Annotated in this window: 18 protein-coding genes; 1 reads left to right on the forward strand and 17 read right to left on the reverse strand. The window is 46.1% G+C overall.

The window, feature by feature from the left end; all coding sequences use genetic code 11:
- The first annotated feature begins 90 nt into the window (after positions 1 to 90).
- Positions 91 to 540 carry a GNAT family N-acetyltransferase gene (locus EV213_RS19595; RefSeq protein WP_243740295.1) on the forward strand — a complete coding sequence of 150 codons (450 nt, stop codon included), beginning with the start codon at positions 91 to 93 and terminating at the stop codon, positions 538 to 540.
- Positions 541 to 783: 243 nt separating this feature from the next.
- Here the strand turns inward: EV213_RS19595 and EV213_RS19600 are convergent, their stop codons facing one another.
- The 17 genes from EV213_RS19600 to EV213_RS19670 all read right to left on the reverse strand — a co-directional run bounded on the left by EV213_RS19600 (position 784) and on the right by EV213_RS19670 (position 19,970).
- Positions 784 to 1,293 carry a DUF4358 domain-containing protein gene (locus tag EV213_RS19600; RefSeq protein WP_133582272.1) on the reverse strand — a complete coding sequence of 170 codons (510 nt, stop codon included), beginning with the start codon at positions 1,291 to 1,293 and terminating at the stop codon, positions 784 to 786.
- Positions 1,290 to 2,435 carry a DHHW family protein gene (locus EV213_RS19605; RefSeq protein ID WP_133582273.1) on the reverse strand — a complete coding sequence of 382 codons (1,146 nt, stop codon included), beginning with the start codon at positions 2,433 to 2,435 and terminating at the stop codon, positions 1,290 to 1,292. The genes EV213_RS19600 and EV213_RS19605 overlap by 4 nt, the downstream gene beginning before the upstream one ends.
- Before the next feature lie 18 nt (positions 2,436 to 2,453).
- On the reverse strand, positions 2,454 to 3,857 hold the full coding sequence (locus EV213_RS19610; protein ID WP_133582274.1) for an MBOAT family O-acyltransferase: 1,404 nt from the start codon (positions 3,855 to 3,857) through the stop codon (positions 2,454 to 2,456).
- A gap of 19 nt (positions 3,858 to 3,876) precedes the next feature.
- Positions 3,877 to 4,554 carry a GDSL-type esterase/lipase family protein gene (locus EV213_RS19615; RefSeq protein WP_133582275.1) on the reverse strand — a complete coding sequence of 226 codons (678 nt, stop codon included), beginning with the start codon at positions 4,552 to 4,554 and terminating at the stop codon, positions 3,877 to 3,879.
- Between the two features lie 108 nt (positions 4,555 to 4,662).
- Positions 4,663 to 6,504 (reverse strand): sensor histidine kinase, encoded by a 1,842-nt coding sequence (locus EV213_RS19620; protein WP_133582276.1) that lies wholly within the window; start codon positions 6,502 to 6,504, stop codon positions 4,663 to 4,665.
- A complete protein-coding gene (locus EV213_RS19625) occupies positions 6,501 to 7,175 on the reverse strand; it encodes a response regulator transcription factor (protein WP_133582277.1) in 675 nt (224 codons plus the stop codon). The genes EV213_RS19620 and EV213_RS19625 overlap by 4 nt, the downstream gene beginning before the upstream one ends.
- A 45-nt stretch (positions 7,176 to 7,220) precedes the next feature.
- Positions 7,221 to 7,376, reverse strand: coding sequence for a hypothetical protein (locus tag EV213_RS20925; RefSeq protein ID WP_166639430.1), 156 nt, complete (start codon positions 7,374 to 7,376; stop codon positions 7,221 to 7,223).
- A gap of 332 nt (positions 7,377 to 7,708) precedes the next feature.
- The gene (locus EV213_RS19630; protein WP_133582278.1) at positions 7,709 to 8,083 is read right to left on the reverse strand and encodes a hypothetical protein; all 375 of its coding nucleotides are present in this window, start codon (positions 8,081 to 8,083) and stop codon (positions 7,709 to 7,711) included.
- A 111-nt stretch (positions 8,084 to 8,194) separates the two neighbouring features.
- Positions 8,195 to 8,371 carry a hypothetical protein gene (locus EV213_RS20930; RefSeq protein ID WP_166639431.1) on the reverse strand — a complete coding sequence of 59 codons (177 nt, stop codon included), beginning with the start codon at positions 8,369 to 8,371 and terminating at the stop codon, positions 8,195 to 8,197.
- A 97-nt stretch (positions 8,372 to 8,468) separates the two neighbouring features.
- Positions 8,469 to 9,770: an MFS transporter gene (locus EV213_RS19635; protein WP_133582279.1), complete on the reverse strand. Its 1,302-nt coding sequence runs from the start codon at positions 9,768 to 9,770 to the stop codon at positions 8,469 to 8,471.
- A 197-nt stretch (positions 9,771 to 9,967) separates the two neighbouring features.
- Positions 9,968 to 10,879, reverse strand: coding sequence for a hypothetical protein (locus tag EV213_RS19640; protein ID WP_133582280.1), 912 nt, complete (start codon positions 10,877 to 10,879; stop codon positions 9,968 to 9,970).
- Positions 10,880 to 11,415: 536 nt separating this feature from the next.
- Entirely contained in the window at positions 11,416 to 13,185 is a 1,770-nt protein-coding gene (locus EV213_RS19645) for an ABC transporter permease (RefSeq protein ID WP_133582281.1), read from the reverse strand.
- A complete protein-coding gene (locus EV213_RS19650; RefSeq protein WP_133582282.1) occupies positions 13,185 to 14,234 on the reverse strand; it encodes an ABC transporter ATP-binding protein in 1,050 nt (349 codons plus the stop codon). The genes EV213_RS19645 and EV213_RS19650 overlap by 1 nt, the downstream gene beginning before the upstream one ends.
- 68 nt (positions 14,235 to 14,302) lie before the next feature.
- Positions 14,303 to 15,400: an extracellular solute-binding protein gene (locus tag EV213_RS19655; protein ID WP_243740296.1), complete on the reverse strand. Its 1,098-nt coding sequence runs from the start codon at positions 15,398 to 15,400 to the stop codon at positions 14,303 to 14,305.
- A gap of 815 nt (positions 15,401 to 16,215) precedes the next feature.
- Complete coding sequence (locus EV213_RS19660) at positions 16,216 to 16,836, reverse strand: CPBP family intramembrane glutamic endopeptidase (RefSeq protein ID WP_133582283.1); 621 nt, start codon at positions 16,834 to 16,836, stop codon at positions 16,216 to 16,218.
- A 227-nt stretch (positions 16,837 to 17,063) separates the two neighbouring features.
- Positions 17,064 to 19,025, reverse strand: a complete 1,962-nt coding sequence (locus EV213_RS19665) for a YjhG/YagF family D-xylonate dehydratase (protein ID WP_133582284.1) — start codon at positions 19,023 to 19,025, stop codon at positions 17,064 to 17,066.
- 45 nt (positions 19,026 to 19,070) lie between these two features.
- Positions 19,071 to 19,970 carry a fumarylacetoacetate hydrolase family protein gene (locus EV213_RS19670; protein ID WP_133582285.1) on the reverse strand — a complete coding sequence of 300 codons (900 nt, stop codon included), beginning with the start codon at positions 19,968 to 19,970 and terminating at the stop codon, positions 19,071 to 19,073.
- Positions 19,971 to 20,265 lie beyond the last annotated feature (295 nt).

Below are 20,265 nucleotides of genomic sequence, written 5' to 3' on the forward strand. Positions count from 1 at the left end.
CCATTGTAAAGGGTTTTTTCATTGTATAACGACTTGTTTATTGAACATTCTTTGTATTTTTAATGATCAGTACCTTTTAATGCAACGCTAGTGATAAAAACTATATTAAAGCCTGTGTCTATCGAGAATTGGTATGAATGTACCCAGCTTAAAGTGAAGCCAGAGCAACTTAATGTCTTTCCTGCACCTGTCGTTTATTGGATTGCCGAATCAAAATATGTAGATGGTTTCACATTGCGCGCTATTTACTCAAAAGAAATTCTCGTCGGATTTCTCGTATTTTGTACGACTCCGGATCAGGATGATAACTATTGGATTCCTGCCTTAATGATTGACGAAAAGCATCAAGGCAAAGGGCATGGGAAAGCTGCATTGGAAGCATTGATTCAGTTAATGAGTATGTCTCATTGTAAAAGAATAATGATTGGACATCGACCAGACAATCCTATTGCAGGGAAGTTATATGAAACGTTAGGATTTAAAAAAGTTAGTGAAGAAGTCATAGACGGTGAAATCATACGTGTACTCGAAACGGTTTAACAAATTGCAAAGACTGCCGAAAGTTGCCGGGAGTCTTACTTAGTTGAAGACAAAAAACTAAGGTGCTCTCCTTTAAAAGGAATACCTGGATTTATTTTGGTATATTTTTTGAATATGGTTATATTCACACAAAGGGCCTCCTCCCCTTTGTGTGAAGATTGAAGTCCTTTTTGGATGGGACGGTTTTAATTTCAAGCCATTTGGAAGGAAGTGGGTTGGTGCTGAATTGCTAACTTTCCACCTTTACTGAGACGCCGGCATAATCAGCAGCTCTTCATACGTTTCTAAAGCAGCATCAAACTCTTGTTCCTTGAGGTCAGCATCCTCCGAAACGGCAAAGAAGACGAAGGGGCCGACCGACTTCAGCACATGATTCTCGACGAGGTACAATTCTTCCGGGCGATAGCCGCTGAATTTCACCTTTTGTTCCTCGATTCGTTGCTGAATATGTGCCATCATGGTGTCCGTTTTGCTTCCATCGTTGACTTTGATGATGGCAAGCTCATCCGCTTTGACGTTCGATAAAGCGGTGTACACAACGAAATCCTCTATATCATTCGCCTCAATATCGTATATTTTTTGTAGCTTTTCTATATCTCCTTGGTCCATCTCACTTCCATCAGTTTCTTGCTGAATATGTTCATCCAAAGTGGCAACGGTGAGTGTTTCGTATTCTACTCTACCGTTGGAGCAGCCGCTCACAAGCCCAACCGCGGCCATCAGCGCAAGCATGACAATGCCTTGATGTTTCATTGCAATCCCTCCGTTATGTTCATAATCGATGAGTCTTCAAAAAACGTCTTCATGTTGTATAAAAAAAGCGTGCTGTCGATTTGTCTCTCTTCGATCAGTGCCAAAAGTGACTTGTCATAATACCGTGGATCGACGACATTGATTTCACTAAAGTGTTCCGTCAAAAAAGGCAGCAAGCTATTGGCATATGAATCTTTAATCACAAGTATCTTCTTGTCCTCTGGGCTGTCCGTGGTGATGCGAACGAGCGGATGGTTGCCATCTAAAAAGACGGCGTATTTGTCTTTTGTGCGGAGGTGATCAGGCTCGTAAAGAGAATCTGAGACCCGCCCTTCCTCAACGTAGTTCACCTTGATTGTGCTTTGCTTTTTCGGAAGATAGAGGTGGATGTTGTCCGGCTCAAGGTGACGAAATCCACTTTTTGAATAAAGCGAGCCATAGAACTCGTCCGTTGCCTGAAGAATATCGAACGACGTTTTGTCCTGCGGAACGATACCCATCTCTAGGCAAAGCGCTCGATAAGCATAATAAGCGCCTGTTGTTGTCCAATGATGATCGGTTTTATAGTACATAAGCTCCTCCTGCTTTCCCGCCAACGCATTGAACACATCGACAAAGCGAATCTCCTCAGGGAGCCGTTGGCGTAGTCGAATCAGATCGTTTTGTTGATCGCCAATAGGCGCAAAGGCAGGAAGCTTGTTTGGGAGCACACCGGCAATTGTCGGGGCTACCATTACATACATGGGCAGATCGGACGTAGCCTCGTGGAATGTCTGAATGGCTTGGACCCTTTCCTGCATGACGGCCTCTGATGGCGACGTGTAATGCTCCATCAGATGACCGTTTTCGCCTAAAAAAACGCCATTGCTTTCCTTTTTTCCTAAAGCACGGTCAGCGTCGGTCTTCACACCGATCCAAGCGTTCCGGAACGCAAATTGATCCGACGTATACTGCTCATATTCAGAAACAAATTCTCCCTCCACAAGTGAATTCAGTGAGAAATCTGGCCGTTCTTCTAATACGCGATTTTCCTCTTCTGAGAACGACTTGTCGTCTGTAAGCACGTCGGCCGCAACCACCGCACCAACAAACACCACCAGCAGTAGACCTGTAATTGCGCGATGATTCGAACCGTTTTTCATATGGAACTGTCCCTCCCTTTAAAAGCGAAAATATAAAAACGGATTGTATGTCTCATCGACGAGGTAGGCTGTTGCCAAGACCAATGCGAGAGCATAAAACGCTGGAGTGACGATGATTCCCCCAAGGCGCCATTTGACCTGTAGCCACGCGATTATCCGACTTGGAAGTGGTGTCGCAAACACGGCACAAAGCACGAGCAGAAGAGCATTCGTCGACAGGTCATAAAGAGCTTGTCGATCCGCCAGTTCAGCCGTGACGTTGAACATCGTTCCGAGAAACTCCCAAACAGAAGACAATTGAACGAACTCGAACACCACCCAGCCAACCACCACAGCAAGCATCGTGTAAAGATGAGCTACCAAGCGAGGGAGCCGCTGCAGCCAGTTCAGCAGAAATAACTTCTCCGTCGTCACGAGCAGGCCGAAATAGATGCCCCAAAGGACAAAGTTCCAGCTGGCACCGTGCCATAACCCGGTCAACAACCAGACAATCAGCAAATTACGGAGCTGATTGCCCAACCCTCTCCGGTTGCCACCGAGCGGTATATACACATATTCGCGAAACCATGAGCCTAACGAGATATGCCATCGTCGCCAAAACTCCGTCACGCTTTTTGAGGTGTACGGGTAATTGAAATTTAGTTTAAAATCAAAGCCGAACATTTTGCCGAGTCCACGCGCCATATCTGAATAGCCGCTAAAGTCGAAGTAAATTTGGAACGTGAACGCTATGATGCCAAGCCAGGCCGCCAGCATCGTCACATCCTCAGGCGGCGTCGATTTCACACTCGTCCACAACATGCCAATGTTGTTGGCAAGCAGCACCTTTTTTGCTAACCCACGAATGAACAATTCTGCCCCTTCACCAAACTTGTCGAGCGTCACCTTGCGTGAGACAAGCTGGCTGGCAACGTCGGCGTATTTGACAATCGGACCGGCCACGAGCTGCGGAAACATCATGACATAGGTGCCAAAAGTGATGACGTTTCGCTGGGCACTCACCTTTCCAAGATACACGTCGATACAATAGGACATCGTTTGGAACGTGTAAAAGGAAATACCAATCGGCAACGGAAGATCCGCGACGTGTAGCTCGGTGTCCAACAGTTGATTCAGATTGTCTGCGATGAACTCGGCGTATTTGAAAAAGCCAAGAATGGCGATATTGCCGATGATAGAGAAGATGAAGACAGCCCTCGCCACTGCCTTCCGATGCCTGTATTTCTCAATCAGCAGCCCATTGACATAATCGAAAAAGGTGGAGAAAACCATGAGAAAAATATACACTGGTTCGCCCCAGGCGTAAAAAACGAGGCTTGTGGCAAACAACACGGTGTTCTTCAGCTTTTTTGGTGCAATGGCATACAAAAGCAGCGCTGCCGGCAAGAATTGAAACAGAAAGTTTAAGCTGCTGAAGACCAACGTCCGTTACCTCCCAGGCTCATTCACCATTTTGGATGTCCTTCAAGGAATCAAGCAGCAGCGGATAAAACGCTTTTTCGAAATGTATGCCATCCTCCCCATACAGATCTGAATGCTCCGTAACAAGTGGCGTTAGATCAATATAGCCGACATTCTCTTTAGCGGCGAGTGCTTTAACTTCCTCATTGTACGCCTCGATATTTTGGTAACGCGGCTCCTTTTCAATTGCGGCTTCCGTCACTAGGGTGACCGACAGCAGCGTGATTTCCGCTTCGGGAAGCTCCGTTTGTATCGTGTTGATGACTTCGCCGTAGTGTGTCAATGAGTAATCGATCGGATCGTCGGTTGGAAAAAGAAGATCGATCGAACCAAATTGGATGTACACGTGCTCAGGTGCTCTTTCAATGAGAACGGGAAGGTCCTCTAGCGCAAATTCAGCTGTTTTTCCTGCGCCAGCAAGGACGTTTTTCTCGTCTAGAATGTCATGATAGGACAGCCCCTCTGTGACCGAGTCCCCGAAAAAAAGGCTTGTCTGATACGTGGTTTCATAGGAAGAATCCAGGGAATCTGTCGGGGGTTCTGTTGCCTCTTCAAGCTGTGAAGCTGTTGTATGTTCCTCTTTCGTCTGATTTCCGCATGCCGTGACCAATAAAGTGACAGCTGCCGCCAAAAATACACCAATCCATCTTTTTTGCATCCTTCATTCCTCCATTTCTTGTGCTCAAATAGAAGGATAGTTGAAGGAAATGAAGATCAAATGCAGACCGAATGAAGAACACATAAAAAAAACGCAGAACATCACGTTCTACGCAGAGTCAAAGCGACTATTTTTCTCCTTCTTTAATTCAAAATAAAACAGCACACCGTCTTCGGTATTGCGTGCTCCATAAGGAATTCCGTGCAACTCCAAAATTTGCTTAGTGATGGCAAGGCCGAGCCCAGTGCCGCCGGTCGAACGGTCACGGGAGCTCTCGCCGCGGTAAAAACGGTCCCAAATTTTCTCCATCTGCTCGTCTGGAATGTGGGCGCCTTTGTTCTCTATGCTTACATTGACGGTTTCCTCTGTCTCGACGGTCTGTACGAGAATGGCCTCGCCTTCTGGCGTATAGCGAATCGCATTCGTCAGGAAATTCACAACGACCTGCTCGATGCGCAACGGATTGGCAACGACATCAATTGGGGCGAGATCGAGGTGCAGCTTTAGCTGCTTGCTTGTAATCTCGGACATCAGCTTCTCACAAACATTTTCCAACACCTGGTCGATACGGAACGGAGACATCTCCAGTTTGTATGTGCCCGATTCGTATTTCGCAAGCTCCAGCATATCCTCAATCAGCAGGACCATCTTTTGCACTTCGTCCTCCATCGCAGCAAAATAATACTCTCGCTTTTCGCTTTCGGGCTTGTCTTTTAAAATATAGAGACAACTCTCGATGACGCTGAGCGGTGTTTTCAATTCATGTGAGACACCTGAGATAAACTCTTTTCGTGTCGATTCCAGTCGCTTTTCCTGCTCAATGTCCTGTTCAAGCCGGACGATATGGTCATGCAGCAAGCTTGATAGTCCGTTAATGCTGCTCGACAGACTGCCGATTTCATCCTGCGTTTTCACTGGGAGACGGGCAGAGAAATCGAGGTTGGCCATTCGTTGTGTGGCGTCATTAATACGAAGCAACGGACGGGCAATACGGCGAGCATAATAAAACGAAACCAATAGGACGAGCAATAACGTCCCTGCAACGATATAGCCGTAATACTGTCGTGCCACGCCTGCCGCCTCACTCACAGGCTGGAGCGAAGTCATCGCAAAGAGGTATTCCGTGTTTCCCTCTTCGTCCGTCAGACGTTCTATAAACAGCTTGTAAGGAACGTTATTTTCCTCATAATCAATAACCGTATTGCCATCTCCGATTTCCTCTCCATAGAGCAAATCTGCTTGAAAGGTCTTTACCCGCTCCAAGAACAAATCGTTCGTATAGCGTGACTCCACCACTCCCTCAGGCATACGCACGTGCTCAATGGTGCCATAAACCAAAACGTTCGGGTACTTTTCAAGATAGACACGTGGATCTTCAAACGTTGAAAGCACCTCGTATTCCTTGCGAACGAGCGGTTCGTTTTCCAAACGATTCTCCTCTCGCAAATTCGAAGCAGTCTTCGCCACTCGCAGTGGAAACAACCGATTGTTGATGAACACACCTTCAATGGCAAATCTCTCGCCCGGCGTCACAATAAAATTAGGCCGAAGTGGATTGTCATCTCTGAGTTCCCCCACATCGATAACCGTATACAACGGAATGGTAATCGTCGTGCCAGATAGGATAGGCGCGTTTTCCGTCTCCTCCAAACGAACCTCAATCTCAAAGTTGTCTGTATGTTTCAGGGAACCGTCAGCGTCTAGCTTCGTCACCCAAGTATTGTGTTCTTGATAAAATTGCTGCTCGTACTGAAACATGGTTTGGGCATCCGCTGCCTCCAATCCACTTTCTTCAGACGCATTCTGAAGAGCGGTTTGGACGTTGTCTACCTTTTGGTGGACATAAAATTGCTTGAAAAAGAAGGTCTGTCCGATAAACAAACAAGCAATAACGATTGTGCATAAGCCTGCCGTCAACAGAAACAATTTAAAGACTATGCTTTTTCTCATGGCTGCTCCTCAAACTTGTACCCCGAGCGGACGACAGTGACAATGCTTTTCGCATGCTTGCCCAATTTAGTTCGCAAATTCCGCACATGGCTGCTAAGTGTACGATCATCGCCAGCAAAATCGTAGCCCCAGATGGTCGTGATTAGCTGCTCTCTTGTGAGAATAAGCCCTTTGTTTTTCATTAGGATTGCCAAAATTTCAAACTCTGTATGAGTGAGACCACAGGGTTCGCCATCCAGTAATACCGTCCTGGAGGAAAGATTGAGCTTGATCGCACCTCCAGATAGCATCTCCCCTGATTCACGGCCTTGCCTGTTTGCTAACAAACGCTTCGACCGAGCGATAAGAATGGGCGGGCTGCAGGGTTTCACCACATAATCATCCGCCCCAAGCTCAAAGCCTAACAGCGTATCGTCTTCATCAGATCGGGACGTCAGCATTAAAATCGGCACATTGGACGTCTTGCGAACCCGTCGGCAGACAGACCATCCGTCCAATTCCGGCAGCATAATGTCCAGAATCATCAAGTCAACGGGATGCTCCTGAAACAACGCCAGCGCCTGACGTCCATCGCTCGCTTCTAGCACCTCGTAGCCTTCATCTGCAAAATACTCCTTTGTGATCTCTCGTAGGACGTGCTGGTCCTCCACGATTAAAATCGTTTGTGGCATGTCATATCCCCTCGATTGCTTATGATGATTCTCATCGTACCATGTTTATGGAAAACGAACTGCAACCACGTATTCTTCAATTTCGGCCATTTTTGGTTCAACACCTTCTAATTGTCCCTCAACTCCACTATTTGCATAAGCTGATGTAGTGGTAAGAATGATACCTGATACTGGAAGAAAATCATAAACGTTTTTAAGCATTTAACACTTCCTTTCACGGTAATTTTTTGAACTATGATACGATAGGTCTCAATGCATCGAGGCTACAGTATAAACGTGCAAAATAAAGATTAGATGCAGATTGAGTGAAAATCGTTTATAGAACTCAAAAGCTGGATCGTTTCCGTTGAGAACCTTGATAATCCTTTATGTGTCATCAGCAAAAAAAGCCCAATAAGTAGATGAGACTAACCAAATCTACTTTTGGGCTTTGCTATTGCACCGAGGATTTATATGGCATGCGTGCTTAAATGAAAAGCGTTGATAGAGAAAAATGTTTCACGAGTACAATACCCTTGAACATTCAGAGGTAGTCAGTTTCCTAAATTAGGCACCTTCAACTCGTTTAATCGTACACTTTCATCTGTAAAAATCGTGTAACTCCCAGAGTATTCGAAATCCAAGGCTATTAGATTATATATTTTTTCATTTTCAACTTTCATTCTCATAATGTCTTCTTGTTCCGAATATGGATCATATGCTTTAATAAAAAAATCATCATCATCAAATTGTTTTTCGATGACAACTACCATGGAATGAATAATTTTCTTTTCCTCTATCTTTTCTGTAGAAGCTATACAGCTTGTCAGGAAAGGAGTCATCACTAGCAGAAGTCCTGAAAGTAATTTTGTTTGAATTAGAAGTCTCTTTTGCACTTTTAACCCTCCCTTACATTCTTCATCTTTCAAGCTTTTCTATCCTTCCTCGACGTTTCACGTGGAACAAATTGATTATAATTGAGCGATTCAGGAGAGGAAAAATGGGAATCAGAAAAAACTTGCACATACTGGAAACTATATCTATTGCCCCCTGCCGTTCTCCTTCCACCGTTTTCGATTGATGAACCATACAGAGAACATCGTAGTGATGACTGTAGAAATTAATCTTGCCGTGTCATTTTCAACAAATATGACGACAATCACTGACAGTAAGGCAGCTAAACCTATTGTCAAAAAGAAACGTCTAGGATCCTTCATTACTTTAAAACCCCTTCTCTAAATCATTGAAACTTTTATTGGAATGCCTGAATTGAAATGGGTAAATAATCCATATCAGTACACTTATAATGCACGATCAAATCATTGAAGATTCACTTTCTACCCTCTTCGCTTTATCCACCACTAGGAAGGGGATATGAATAACGACCTTGAGGATCATCCCGCCGATAAGCGTGAGAATGGCTGCTTGAATCGAGTGATTAAACAGGAAGCCGAACAAAGAGAAGCCAAGCATTCTTCCTAAGCTATTCGACATCATAACCGTGGACATGCCCTTGCTCATATGGCTTGACCTGATGTTCTGCTGTAGGAAGCTGCTGAAATAGACACCATAATACCCAAAGCACAAATAGATGATGAACATGCATGTCGAGAAAAACAATACCCGTGGAAGGAGATGGGCTTCTAGCATCATTAAAATCGGGTCAAATAATAGAAATGAGAAAAATAACGTCCCCATGATCATGCCAATCATACCGAACAGCAGGTTTTTTGCGATGCCGTACATTCTAAGATAAGGAACAAACAACACCGATAAAAGGCCGCCAATAGAGGCGAACATTTCGACCACACCATACTCCGTAGGATGTCCGCCTAACACCGAATTTAAGATGTACGGGATTCCAATAAACAGAAATGGCAGCAGAAAAAGATGTGTCGTAAACCCATTGACAAAAAGCGACGTCACTCTCAGGTCTAGCGTAAACAGATCTCGAAAGCCTGCAAGTTCACTTTTGACAATTCGTCCTAGCCCCGTTAAACCTGAATCGTCCTTTTTCATTTTATAGGGAATGCCCATCTCATATAAAACCGAAAAGCCAAAGCACAACACAATAAACATGGCGACGACGTGAATCCCGAAAAACGAAAAAAGAATCGTTCCGAGGACAGGTCCAAGCAACCTCGCAATCTCCCCCAGCCCACTTAGAGAGCTATTCAAATCCACAAGCTTTTCCTTGGGGATGACCTCTGGAAGAATACTTGTAAAACTCGTCACTAAAAAGGCCTCAAAAACAGCAAACAAGATAACAACGGCATAAATCATGTAAAGCTGATAGGCCGGATCAAGGATAAACAATCCTAGAATGAACATCACGCCAATAATGACCCTGGCGATATCGCTCACGACAATGATTTTCTTCTTGTCAAAACGATCGCAAACCACCCCTGTGACCATGCCTAATATGAAATAAGGAAGCGTGCCCATCAGTAAGGTGAAGCCTAAGGCACTTGGACTTCCTGTTAGTTTTAGAACATATAAGGACAATGCGGCGGTAAAGGCCAACGTCCCAATCCGCGAGCTTAAAGCCCCAACAATAATTTGCCGATTCATTTTCTCTTTAAATACTTCTTTAAAATACCCGTAGGCGACTCTCATAAGATCTCCTCAAACTCGATGTTATTAAAATTTGCTCGTTAAACGCTCTCACTTACTTTTTCTACAAATTTTGGCAAAATCCTTTTTGTGTTTGAGTCTAGCAACATGACAAAGAGGAGAAGCCCCTTGGCCCCTCCCCCACAAAATCTATTATCATTGAAAGGTGAATGTGAAAAGAAACGTTCACCCTCCTGAAATTAATTCAATTCTATCGACTGAATCCCATCATGTGTATAGACTGTCATGGTTTTTCCTTCTACCTTAAAGTCAACAATTCGCTCGATAGTTTCCTCTTTAACTTCGCTATTCACATCTATGATATTTAGTACTAAATCTTCTGATGAATTTGCATTAATTTGAATCAACTTCCCCCTATAAAAATAGTTAAAATTTCCTTTTGGGAGAGTTTTTTCATCGTAATAAATACTATTTTTATTGCTTAACCACAACTGATCACCAGAAACATATACTTCAGGAGTTTCTAATTTCTCAAACACTAACTCTGGCACATTTTGAAGGTTGGAACCATCAATTCTGTACAAATTATAACTATCATCTTCACCGATATATGTTGTGAAGTACAACTGATCCTTATGATATACTCCGAAAGTTGTAAGTAAACCTTCAGTGTTGCTAAGTTTTTTCAACTGCTTTTTTTCTAAATCCATCTCGACAATAGCACGTTGGTTATATAATTCACTACCTTCTTCATCATAATAACTCTTTATAAAAAAAGCCTTATTTTCATCCTTCAGTGCAAGTGGAAAAATCGCTTCAAGAGGTTCCATAGACAATAACACAGTGGTTTCATTGCCATTTTTCTGAATTATTTTATAATTATTCTCTATACTATGCCCAGTCGTGTAGATACTCGCATCTGGAGTTTTAAAATCAAACTGAAAATAATTAAGCGTATCGTTTTTTTCTACTATGGAATATGTCTTTGTATTATAAGTTATTAATCTTTGATCGACACGATCATATAACAAAATTTCATCTGATTCTTTTACACTCGGTAACCAATCCATTTTTGAAGTATAAACTGTGTGACTACATGACACAAGCATCAAAACTAATGTAGTAAGACATATAATTAAAATTTTTCTCATAGCAACGCAACCTCCACCGACAGATCTACTTTTTTGAAATCTATTTAGATAACATATAGACAACCTATGGCATATACTATGCTCCAAAGGTTGTCTATATGTTTTTATTTTGAGCTATAACACACTTGCAGAAATCTGGTAAGGCTATGAATCAGATTCCAGTTTTACTTTTGCTGTATTTACACGCCCGATAGTATTCCTGCGATAATCAGCTTTTAGGATTACCAACATAGTTGAACGATAGCAGGGAGACTTAGTACAATTATTTTTTTCCTGATATTTGGATGCGGTTTAACGTTCTGCCATGTATTCCTCCGCCCGCAGAACCACCAGAATTAGATATTCCAAGGGACAATATAACTGTGCTCTCCTTTGAACAATCGTTGTATTCCACACTTATTCTTGCACAGATTCTAATAAATTTCACCGTAAATTAAGTTGCGGTTTTCCGAAATCTTATTGCGGTCTTAAGAATCCTGATTTCTTCACAAATATGCATTCCATTACAACCTAAATATAAAGGGGGCTCCCACCACCTATTGCGTCGAACGACTCATGTTGTCGTGCGAATGGTGAAGGTTGCTGTGAGACGCCGACTCCCGAAGAACACGTTTTTTTCGGCGGAACCTGACATTTCCATAGACCGCCAGCAAAATTGCTGTGTTCATCACCATCAGTATGACTGTATAGACGAGATTGAGCGCTTTTGTGTCCACAGCCGCGTTGGCGTTCGTCGCATTTAGAATCGTAATGCCGAGCGGTTCATAAAGCGGATGGTACAAAAAGACCGTCAAATCATAATCGGGAATGATGTTAATAAAGTTTAGGGCAAACACGCCTAGCACTGCGGGAAGAATCATCGGCAGCATCACTTTCCGGAACGTATAAAACCCTTTCGCGCCAAGGTTCCTCGCCGCTTCTTCAATATCAGGACCGATGCCGAAAAAGGCCGCTTTGGCAATGCGCAACGTAAAAGGAATATTGACGACGACATACCCGATCAGCAATAACCAGAGCGTTCCTGTAAGAATATGACCAAACAGAAAGGGCTGCGCCGTGTTAAACGTCACCGTCAATCCAACCGCAATCAAGGTGGCTGGGAGAAACCACGGTATCATCAGCAAATAGTCGAGAATTTTCGTCAAACGATTGTTATACACCCGCATTAAATAGGCACACAAAAGGCAGAAAGTAATGACGAGCAAAGAAGCGAAAAAGCCATAGCCTAGGGAAACGATGTAAGGCTGCAACGCGTCCGTGCCGGAAAACGCCAGCTGATAGTTATTGAACGTCAGGCTGTCCCACCCGATCAATCCTGTCGAAATCGCTTTAGCATCTGTAAACGAATAAAGCACAATGGCCGCAACCGGCATCGTATAAATGACAAAAAGCACATACGCGATGACATGAAAAAAGAATCTTACCCAGCGGTTTTCAATCGTTTGCTTTTTCAGCTGCGATTTCGTTTTGGACAACGACATAAAGTTTCCTTTGCCTTCCGAACGAAGCATAAACGAGAGCACGATGATCGTCACGATCCCAAGAAACATCGCCAGAACTGTGGCCAACTCTTTGGAACTGGAGCTGTTCGCAAATGTCAGAATCATCGGCGTGATCGTTTCAAATTCATCGCCTCCAAAAACGAGTGGCGCCGATGTTGCACCAAGTCCTGCTAGAAACGTCAGAATCGTCATGGCGAATAACGTCGGCTTAAGGGTTGGCAGGACGACCCGACGTAAGATCGTCCATTGTGACGCTCCCAAGTTTCGCGCTGCCTCGACCGTTTGAAAGTCCACGCTTTTCATCGCGCTAGACAAAAAGAGCACATGAAACGACGTGCAGGCGAACGTCATGACGAATGCGACCGCAAACAACCCGTTGAACCATCGTTCGTCCCAGGACGGAAACATGGCCATCAATCCTTGCGTTATCGGACCGTGTTCACCGTAAACAAGTTTATACCCGAAATTCAGTGCCACGCCGCTGTAAACGATTGTCGTATAGAAGCTCCATTTGATCCAAGAGATCCCTTTAATATCAAAATAATGAATGAGCAACACAATGGTAACGCCAACCATATTAACCGTAACGACGAGGATGACCGCTAACAGAATGCTGTTGAGCACGCTCTGCACCGCCCGATCGGAACCAAGCAACTTCGTCACCGATTCGGCAGAGAAGGTTCCTTCAGGAAAAAACGTTTCATAGATAGGAAGGACGTTCGGGTAAATGAGAAATGCAACAACAACATACCCAATCAGCAATGCCAGTACCCAAATGATGGGATTGAAACGCCTTCTCGCCATCACGTGACCGCCACCTTTTCCAACGGATACTGCAACACATCGCGCCGATCAAACACCACATGGACAGGCTGGTGTTTCAGCGCATTCAACTGCTCGTGGTTAATCTGGACAGCTCGGAGGTCGTGCTCACCAACGCGCACCGTACACTTCGTATATAGGCCATAATATTCTGTATCCACGAGCTCCCCTTCCAGCCGAACCTCGTTCTCATCAAAAGGTGTACTCACATCACGCGCCCTCACAGATAGCTTTTCTACACGAATAAAAAAGTCATGGCCTTCTGGCAAACTTACATGGGCAAACGATTCGTAATCGCTCTGGACGAGTGGGGTCAGATGGTTATTGTCACCGATAAATCGGCATACAAAAGGCGTCGCGGAGGCTTCGTAAATCTCAGCAGGCGTGCCGACCTGCTCGACGTTCCCTTCATTGAAAACCGCGATCCGGTCCGAAAGCGTAAGCGCCTCTTCCTGATCATGCGTCACGTAAATTGTCGTAATCCCTACTTGCTTTTGCAGCCGTTTCAATTCCGCCCTCAGCTGCACCCGAAGTTTGGCATCTAAATTCGATAACGGCTCGTCAAGGACGAGAATGTTCGGTTTGTTCACAAGCGCTCTCGCAATCGCGACACGCTGCTGTTGGCCGCCAGACAACTCGGACACTTTTTTCTCCAGCTGCGTCTCTTTCAAATCAACCTTCGCGGCAATATCAAGCACGTCCCGGTGGATGTCCGCTTTTGGCCGTTTGCTGACGGTCGGCCCAAAGGCGATGTTTTCGTACACCGTCATCGTCGGGAAAAGGGCATAGCTTTGGAACACCATATTAATCCCCCGCTTCTCCGTCGGCAGCGCTGTAATATCGGTTCCATGCAGCGAGATACTGCCACTGGCTGGCTGAATAAATCCGACAAGTGTCCGCAATGTTGTCGTTTTACCGCACCCGGACGGCCCGAGAAACGTAAAAAACTCGCCTTCATTTATTTCGAGGTTTAGCTGCTTCACCGCTGTAAAATCATCGAAAGTTACCGTGACATCGTTAAATGTAATCATCCATGTCCCTCCATTATAAAAAGGGCCAGCACACCTATTGTGCCGGCCTTGTCTATGCTGTTCTTAATTTAGAAGATTTCAAGCTCCAGCTTTTCGACCCAAGCATCCATATGCTCTGTGACGAACGCCCAGTCAATCTGCTGCGACTCTAGCCCCTCAAACAGCTGCTTCTGGAAGTCCGTGACTTGCTCTTTCGCTTCTTCATTCGCTGGCATTGCATTAAACTCTGCGGCAAACTCTCCTTGCACTTCGGCAGAGCCCATCCAGTCAACAAACTCTTTCGCTTGTTCTTCATGTTCGGTTCCATTCACGATAGCGACGCCCTCAACGACCTGTGGCGTCCCGATTTCAGGATGAATATACGCCATATCTGCGCCATACTGCTCCATACTCGCTTCCACGACTCCGGAGATGATTGTACCAATTGGCGCATCACCGGAAGCTAGGGCCACAAAGTGGTTCTCCCCTTCAGGAATCTGAACACCATTTTCATAAAAACGATCAATGAATGCCCAACCTTCCTCGGACACGCCAAGCTCTCCTTCAGGATCTTGGAATTGTGTCAGAATGCTAGCAACAATAACCTTTGCCGTGCCTGCCCCAAGATCGTCACGTGCCTGATAGAGACCCTGATATTGTTCGTCATTGACGACATCAAGATAACTTTCTGGTGCATCGGCTTCAGCAACAAATTCAAGGTTGTAGGCCATAATAAGCGCCTGTTTCACAAGGCCGTGATAGTAGCCCTCGGAATCGTTGATGCCTTCTTCAATCTCTCCTGCCCACGCAGGCTCATAAGAAATCAAAATGTCTTCGTTCTTCAACTGCTCATAAAACATATGATTCAGCCCAAACACAACATCAGCGATTGGATTAGCTTTTTCTGAAACGAGACGGTTCGTCACATCCCCACCGCCGGCAGCAACAAGTTCAATCGCAAAGCCCGCTTCGGCCGCTTGCTCAATCAGCCAGTCTCCACGCCCGTTACTGTCTGAATTCGTATAGACGACAAGAGCCTCACTACTCCCAGACTCAGAACTACCGCCCTCAGCCGAACCTGACGCTGTCGCCTCTCCATTGCTTGTCCCTCCGCTCGCACAACCCATGAGCAGTAGCAACGAAGACGCAGCAACCAGTCCCTTTGACAAACTTTTTTTGATATTCATGCTGTTCCCCACCCTTTTCTAGTAATCACGCTACTAATAAGAATATGCGAGAACCGTTAAGGTGAAATGAAGGAGGTGTTAAGGAGTGTATGGGTTGGGTAAACGAAATGTTTTTTCAATAGTTGGAGGATCAAGCAGCGTAGCTTTAATACTAGGATAATGACCTTAATCAAGATTACTGAATTTAGCCTAAAATGTTGTTGAAGAAAAAATGTATTGAGGAGGCTTTTTAGCGAAGAGCGTTAACAAAGACGGGCAGAGAGATGTTTACCTTCTGGCTACTCTGGACTCTATCAACTTACTGAAAATCATTATCAGAAATACAACGAAGGAGATATAGACAAATGTGCTGAAGATTGACTCGAATTTTTCTATACTCCAACGATCATCGCCAATAATAAACTAAGCGACTTTATTGGAAATGCCTATACCATCATGAACTTTCGGTGATAAGCTCGTCATGTAATTTTCCAGGAGGAAAATAGTACATATCAGAAAAAGTCCAAACGTTGTAAAGAGTCCGATCGAGAAACTGTACGGATGACGTAATGACATTCTTAAATAAAGCGAAACAGCGAAGAGAATGGCAATAATGAGTAAGATGGCCATATTCGTGCCCCTTTTTATATGGATATTGATTCTAATGGAAAGGCATTTACTATCAACGTCTTAAAGAAGAGGTTAAGGTGATCCCATTTTGACTCTCTTTATTTCTCTTTGTTCTCGATCAATTAAATAACCTGATGCCTATGATTCATTTGTCATTTTCATATAAACGCCTTTTCTCATTTATTTTCAAATGTCGTTCTTCGATGCTAAATTTTTTCTCTCTTGCTCGTTTTAACAAAGTGCACGCCAACGCCAAGGTTATAAACCCCGTGGGCAATCATTGGGGCAATGAGTGAACCGGTAAAGTAAAACAGCAGGGCAAAGATGAGTCCAATGATAAACACAACCGCGTACGCGAAATATGATCCTTTATACTGCGGCAAATGAAGGGCCCAGAAGATCAGCGTGCTGATCGCGATGACACTCCAATCAATGAGCGTCGAGGAACCGATAAACAATCCGATGAGCACACCTCGAAAGAAAAATTCCTCAATGATGCCCCCACCAAGCGCAGTGACGGCGATACCACCTGGAGTTCTCAAAATCTTTTCAATCAGCTTCTTCCCTTCTGAGTCAGGAATTTCGATGTTGGCTACTGTGAACACTACTATATAACCAACTATGATAATGACGCCAACACTCAGACCGAGGAGTGCTGCCTCAAGAAAAGAGAGTACATCGGAAACAAACAACGATTGAAGAAATGGAAAAAATGATTCCCGTTTAACAATATAAATAAGCCCCAGACCAATGACCAGAAACGGCATTAACCCTAAGACAACCCGAAACAATAGTTGGCCATTCTTGGCAGCGTATACTGAACTCATGCTGATGCCCTCCTTTCAGTTTGCCATTTTATGATGAAGTAAAGAGCCTCCACACTGACGTTATCTGGCATAACGATACCAACACCATCGTCATTTTGTCTACATTTATTCCCACATTTACCTTATTTGTGTTCCACGTGTAACATCATGCACTTCACTACATGTTATCAATTCCTCAAAAAAAAAGACAACCTCTCCACGAAAGGTTGCCAACTTAAATGGTTCTCTTATACCAACGGCTTACTGGCCAATGCGTCGACGATCCGATCCACATCGTACACACATCCCCGCCAAGTGCCTCCGCTGGCGGCCTGCAGTGCTGCCCACAGCCGCGTATCGTCCGGAAGCGCTGGATCCGGCTGAACATCGGGACGGGTTTGGCGTTTCGCCAGAATGGCAGATCCTTCATCGGGGGTGCCTGCCTGTTCCCTTTCGCCAACAAACTGAACGCTTCCGGTCAGTTTTTCCGTGTCAACGATGACCTCCACCCAGTCCCCATTCTGCAGCTTGCCGATCGGCCCTCCGGCTAGTGCCTCTGGTCCCACGTGGCCGATACATGCGCCTGTCGAAACACCAGAGAAGCGAGCGTCGGTAATCAGAGTGACGTGTTTTCCGAAGCTTAGATGCTTCAGGGCCGATGTCAGCTGATAGGTCTCCTCCATCCCGGTACCAAGAGGACCTCTGCCGATCAGCACGAGAATATCGCCAGCATCAATGCCACCGGTTTTAATGGACTCGATTGCTTCCTTTTCAGACGTAAAGACCTTCGCTTGACCGAGATGGCGAAAAACACCATCGTCACTAATGAGCGACGGGTCAATGGATGTCGATTTAATGACCGAGCCTTCCGGCGCCAGGTTTCCTATAGGAAATGTCACTGTGGACGTTAACCCGTTAGCACGGGCTTGATCCGGGCTCATAATGACCTGGTCGGGATGAACTCCATCCTGTTCGAGCAAGGCAGCCCTGACTTTTTGGCGGCGTTCGGAGACTTCCCACCAATCAAGTACAGTCCCGAGCGTCTCCCCGGATGCGGTCATTACTGATTCATGCAATAGCCTGGCCCGGCGAAGATGGAGCATTACTTCCGGCACACCGCCCGCCAAGTACCCACGTACGGTCGCGTGGTGTTCAGGACCGTTCGGCAACAAACTGACGAGGCGTGGGACGCTGCGATTTACTTCCGTCCAGTCCGACACGTCAGGTACACGCAAGCCGGCTGCATGAGCGATGGCTGGGATATGCAACAACAAGTTCGTCGAGCCGCCAAATGCCGCATGGACGACCATGGCGTTGTGAATCGCTTCGTCCGTCAGGATATCGCGTAAACGCAAGCCTTTTTCCTGTTGGGTGATGACCGCGCGGGCCGACTGGCGGGCGAGTTCCAACCAGATCGGCTGTCCTGATGGAGCGAGCGCTGCATGCGGCACCGTCAGTCCCAGTGCCTCGGAAACGACTTGAGCCGTTGCTGCGGTGCCGAGAAATTGACAGCCGCCACCCGGCGTGGCGCACGCCCGGCAACCAAGATCCGCCGCATCCTGCAAGGAAAGTTCCCCTGCAGAGTAGCGGGCGCCAATCGTCTGGATTTTCCCGGCATCCTCGCCGTTTATGGGAGGCAGCGTCACACCACCAGGAACAATAACCCCCGGCAAATCCCCGCTTCCTGCCAATGCCATCAGCATCGCTGGCAGCCCTTTGTCACACGTGGCGACGCCAATAACGGACTTGCGGGTAGGCAACGAACGAATTAAGCGACGAAACACCATGGCCGCGTCGTTCCGGTACGGCAGAGAGTCAAACATTCCCGTCGTCCCTTGGCTACGCCCGTCGCAAGGGTCGCTTACATACCCCGCAAATGGAACACCGCCAGCTTGCGCAATTTCTTCCGCCGCGGCCTTCATCAACAGTCCAATTTCCCAGTGGCCGGTATGATACCCAAGAGCGATCGGCGTCCCGTCCTCTTCCCGAATGCCCCCTTGTGTACTAAGCAGAAGCACCTGGCTGCCATTCAGCTTCGACGACTCCCAGCCCATACCGACATTTTGCGTTAAGCCAAACAAGTTGCCGCTCGGAGAATGCCGCAGCATGTCCGGTGTCAGCGGAAGAGAACCTTCAGGCCCTCGTGCCGCGGTACGAAGTGCATAAATATTGTCCTTATTGGCCATGATGTCCTGCAGCACCTGACTCATCGCTTCTCCTCCTATTTTTGTTATCCCTTAGTGTCAAATCTTCTTTTACTGCGCCGGCGCCTCTGTCAGTACCTGCATGGCATTACGTAACGTACCGATGCCTTTAATCTCAATTTCAACGACATCACCGGCCTGCAAAGTAAACTCGTCCGGCGGAACGATGCATGTTCCCGTCAGAAGAACCGTTCCTGCAAATACATCATTATCCCTCGCCAGGTAAGACACAAGCTCGGTAAATGTTCGTTTCAGCTGGCCTGTGCTTGCCGTCCCCTCACTAACAACCTCTCCGCCTCTTTCAATCCGGCAGAGAATCTCAAACTGATACGGATCGTCCACCGCTCCAGCCAATAGAATCGCCGGCCCGAGGGAGCAGGAATGCTTCCACACTTTGGCTTGCGGCAAGTACAAAGGGTTTTCCCCTTCGATGTCCCGGCAGCTCAGGTCGTTGCCGACGGTGTAGCCCATGATGTTTCCCCCAGCATCGAGCACGAGCCCTAATTCTGGCTCAGGAATCTGCCAATTCGAATCCCGGCGTAAATACATGACATCATCCGGCCCGACTGTCCGAGCTGCGGTCGATTTCATAAACAGTTCCGGGCGCTCCGCGTCGTACACTTTGTCATAAAACGTCGTCGCATCGAGCTTACCGCCCGTCGCTTCATAGTTCCGCGCTTCCCGGCTTCGTTCATACGTAACGCCCGCCGCCCATACTTCCGGCGCAACTACAGGTACGTCTAGCGAAAGCTCGGAGGCCTTTTGCTCCAGTGGATCTGTGTCATGTACCCACGACTGCACCCACGCGAGCGGAGTCACCCCCTCTTCTGCTGCTTGCTGAAATAATTGCTGGATATCTAGCTGTGGCAACGGGTACACCGTGTCTTCCGCGGTCAACGCGGCAAGTGCAGGCTGCTGTCCTCCAGAGCGTTTAAAACGGATGATCCTCATCTCATATCTCCTTTTTGTTTTACATTGTAATACCCGAGGTGGTCTTTGCCGTTGTCGGGATCTACTGCACAAAATTTTAAAGCGCTTTCAAAAGCGAATAAATCGTACGCTCAAGCAGCCCCATCCGGCATCTTCAACTCAGGTTCAACTTTCGTAAACAGATCGATAATGGGCACCTCTCTGTCCAGTGACTGAATGACTGGGAACGTTCCCACTTTCGACAATTACAATTAAAAATAGTATGACTGTTTTGATTTCACTATACTACAAATACGCAGACGTGTGAAGAGCCAAA

This window comes from Aureibacillus halotolerans (genome assembly GCF_004363045.1).
Lineage (GTDB): Bacteria > Bacillota > Bacilli > Bacillales > DSM-28697 > Aureibacillus > Aureibacillus halotolerans.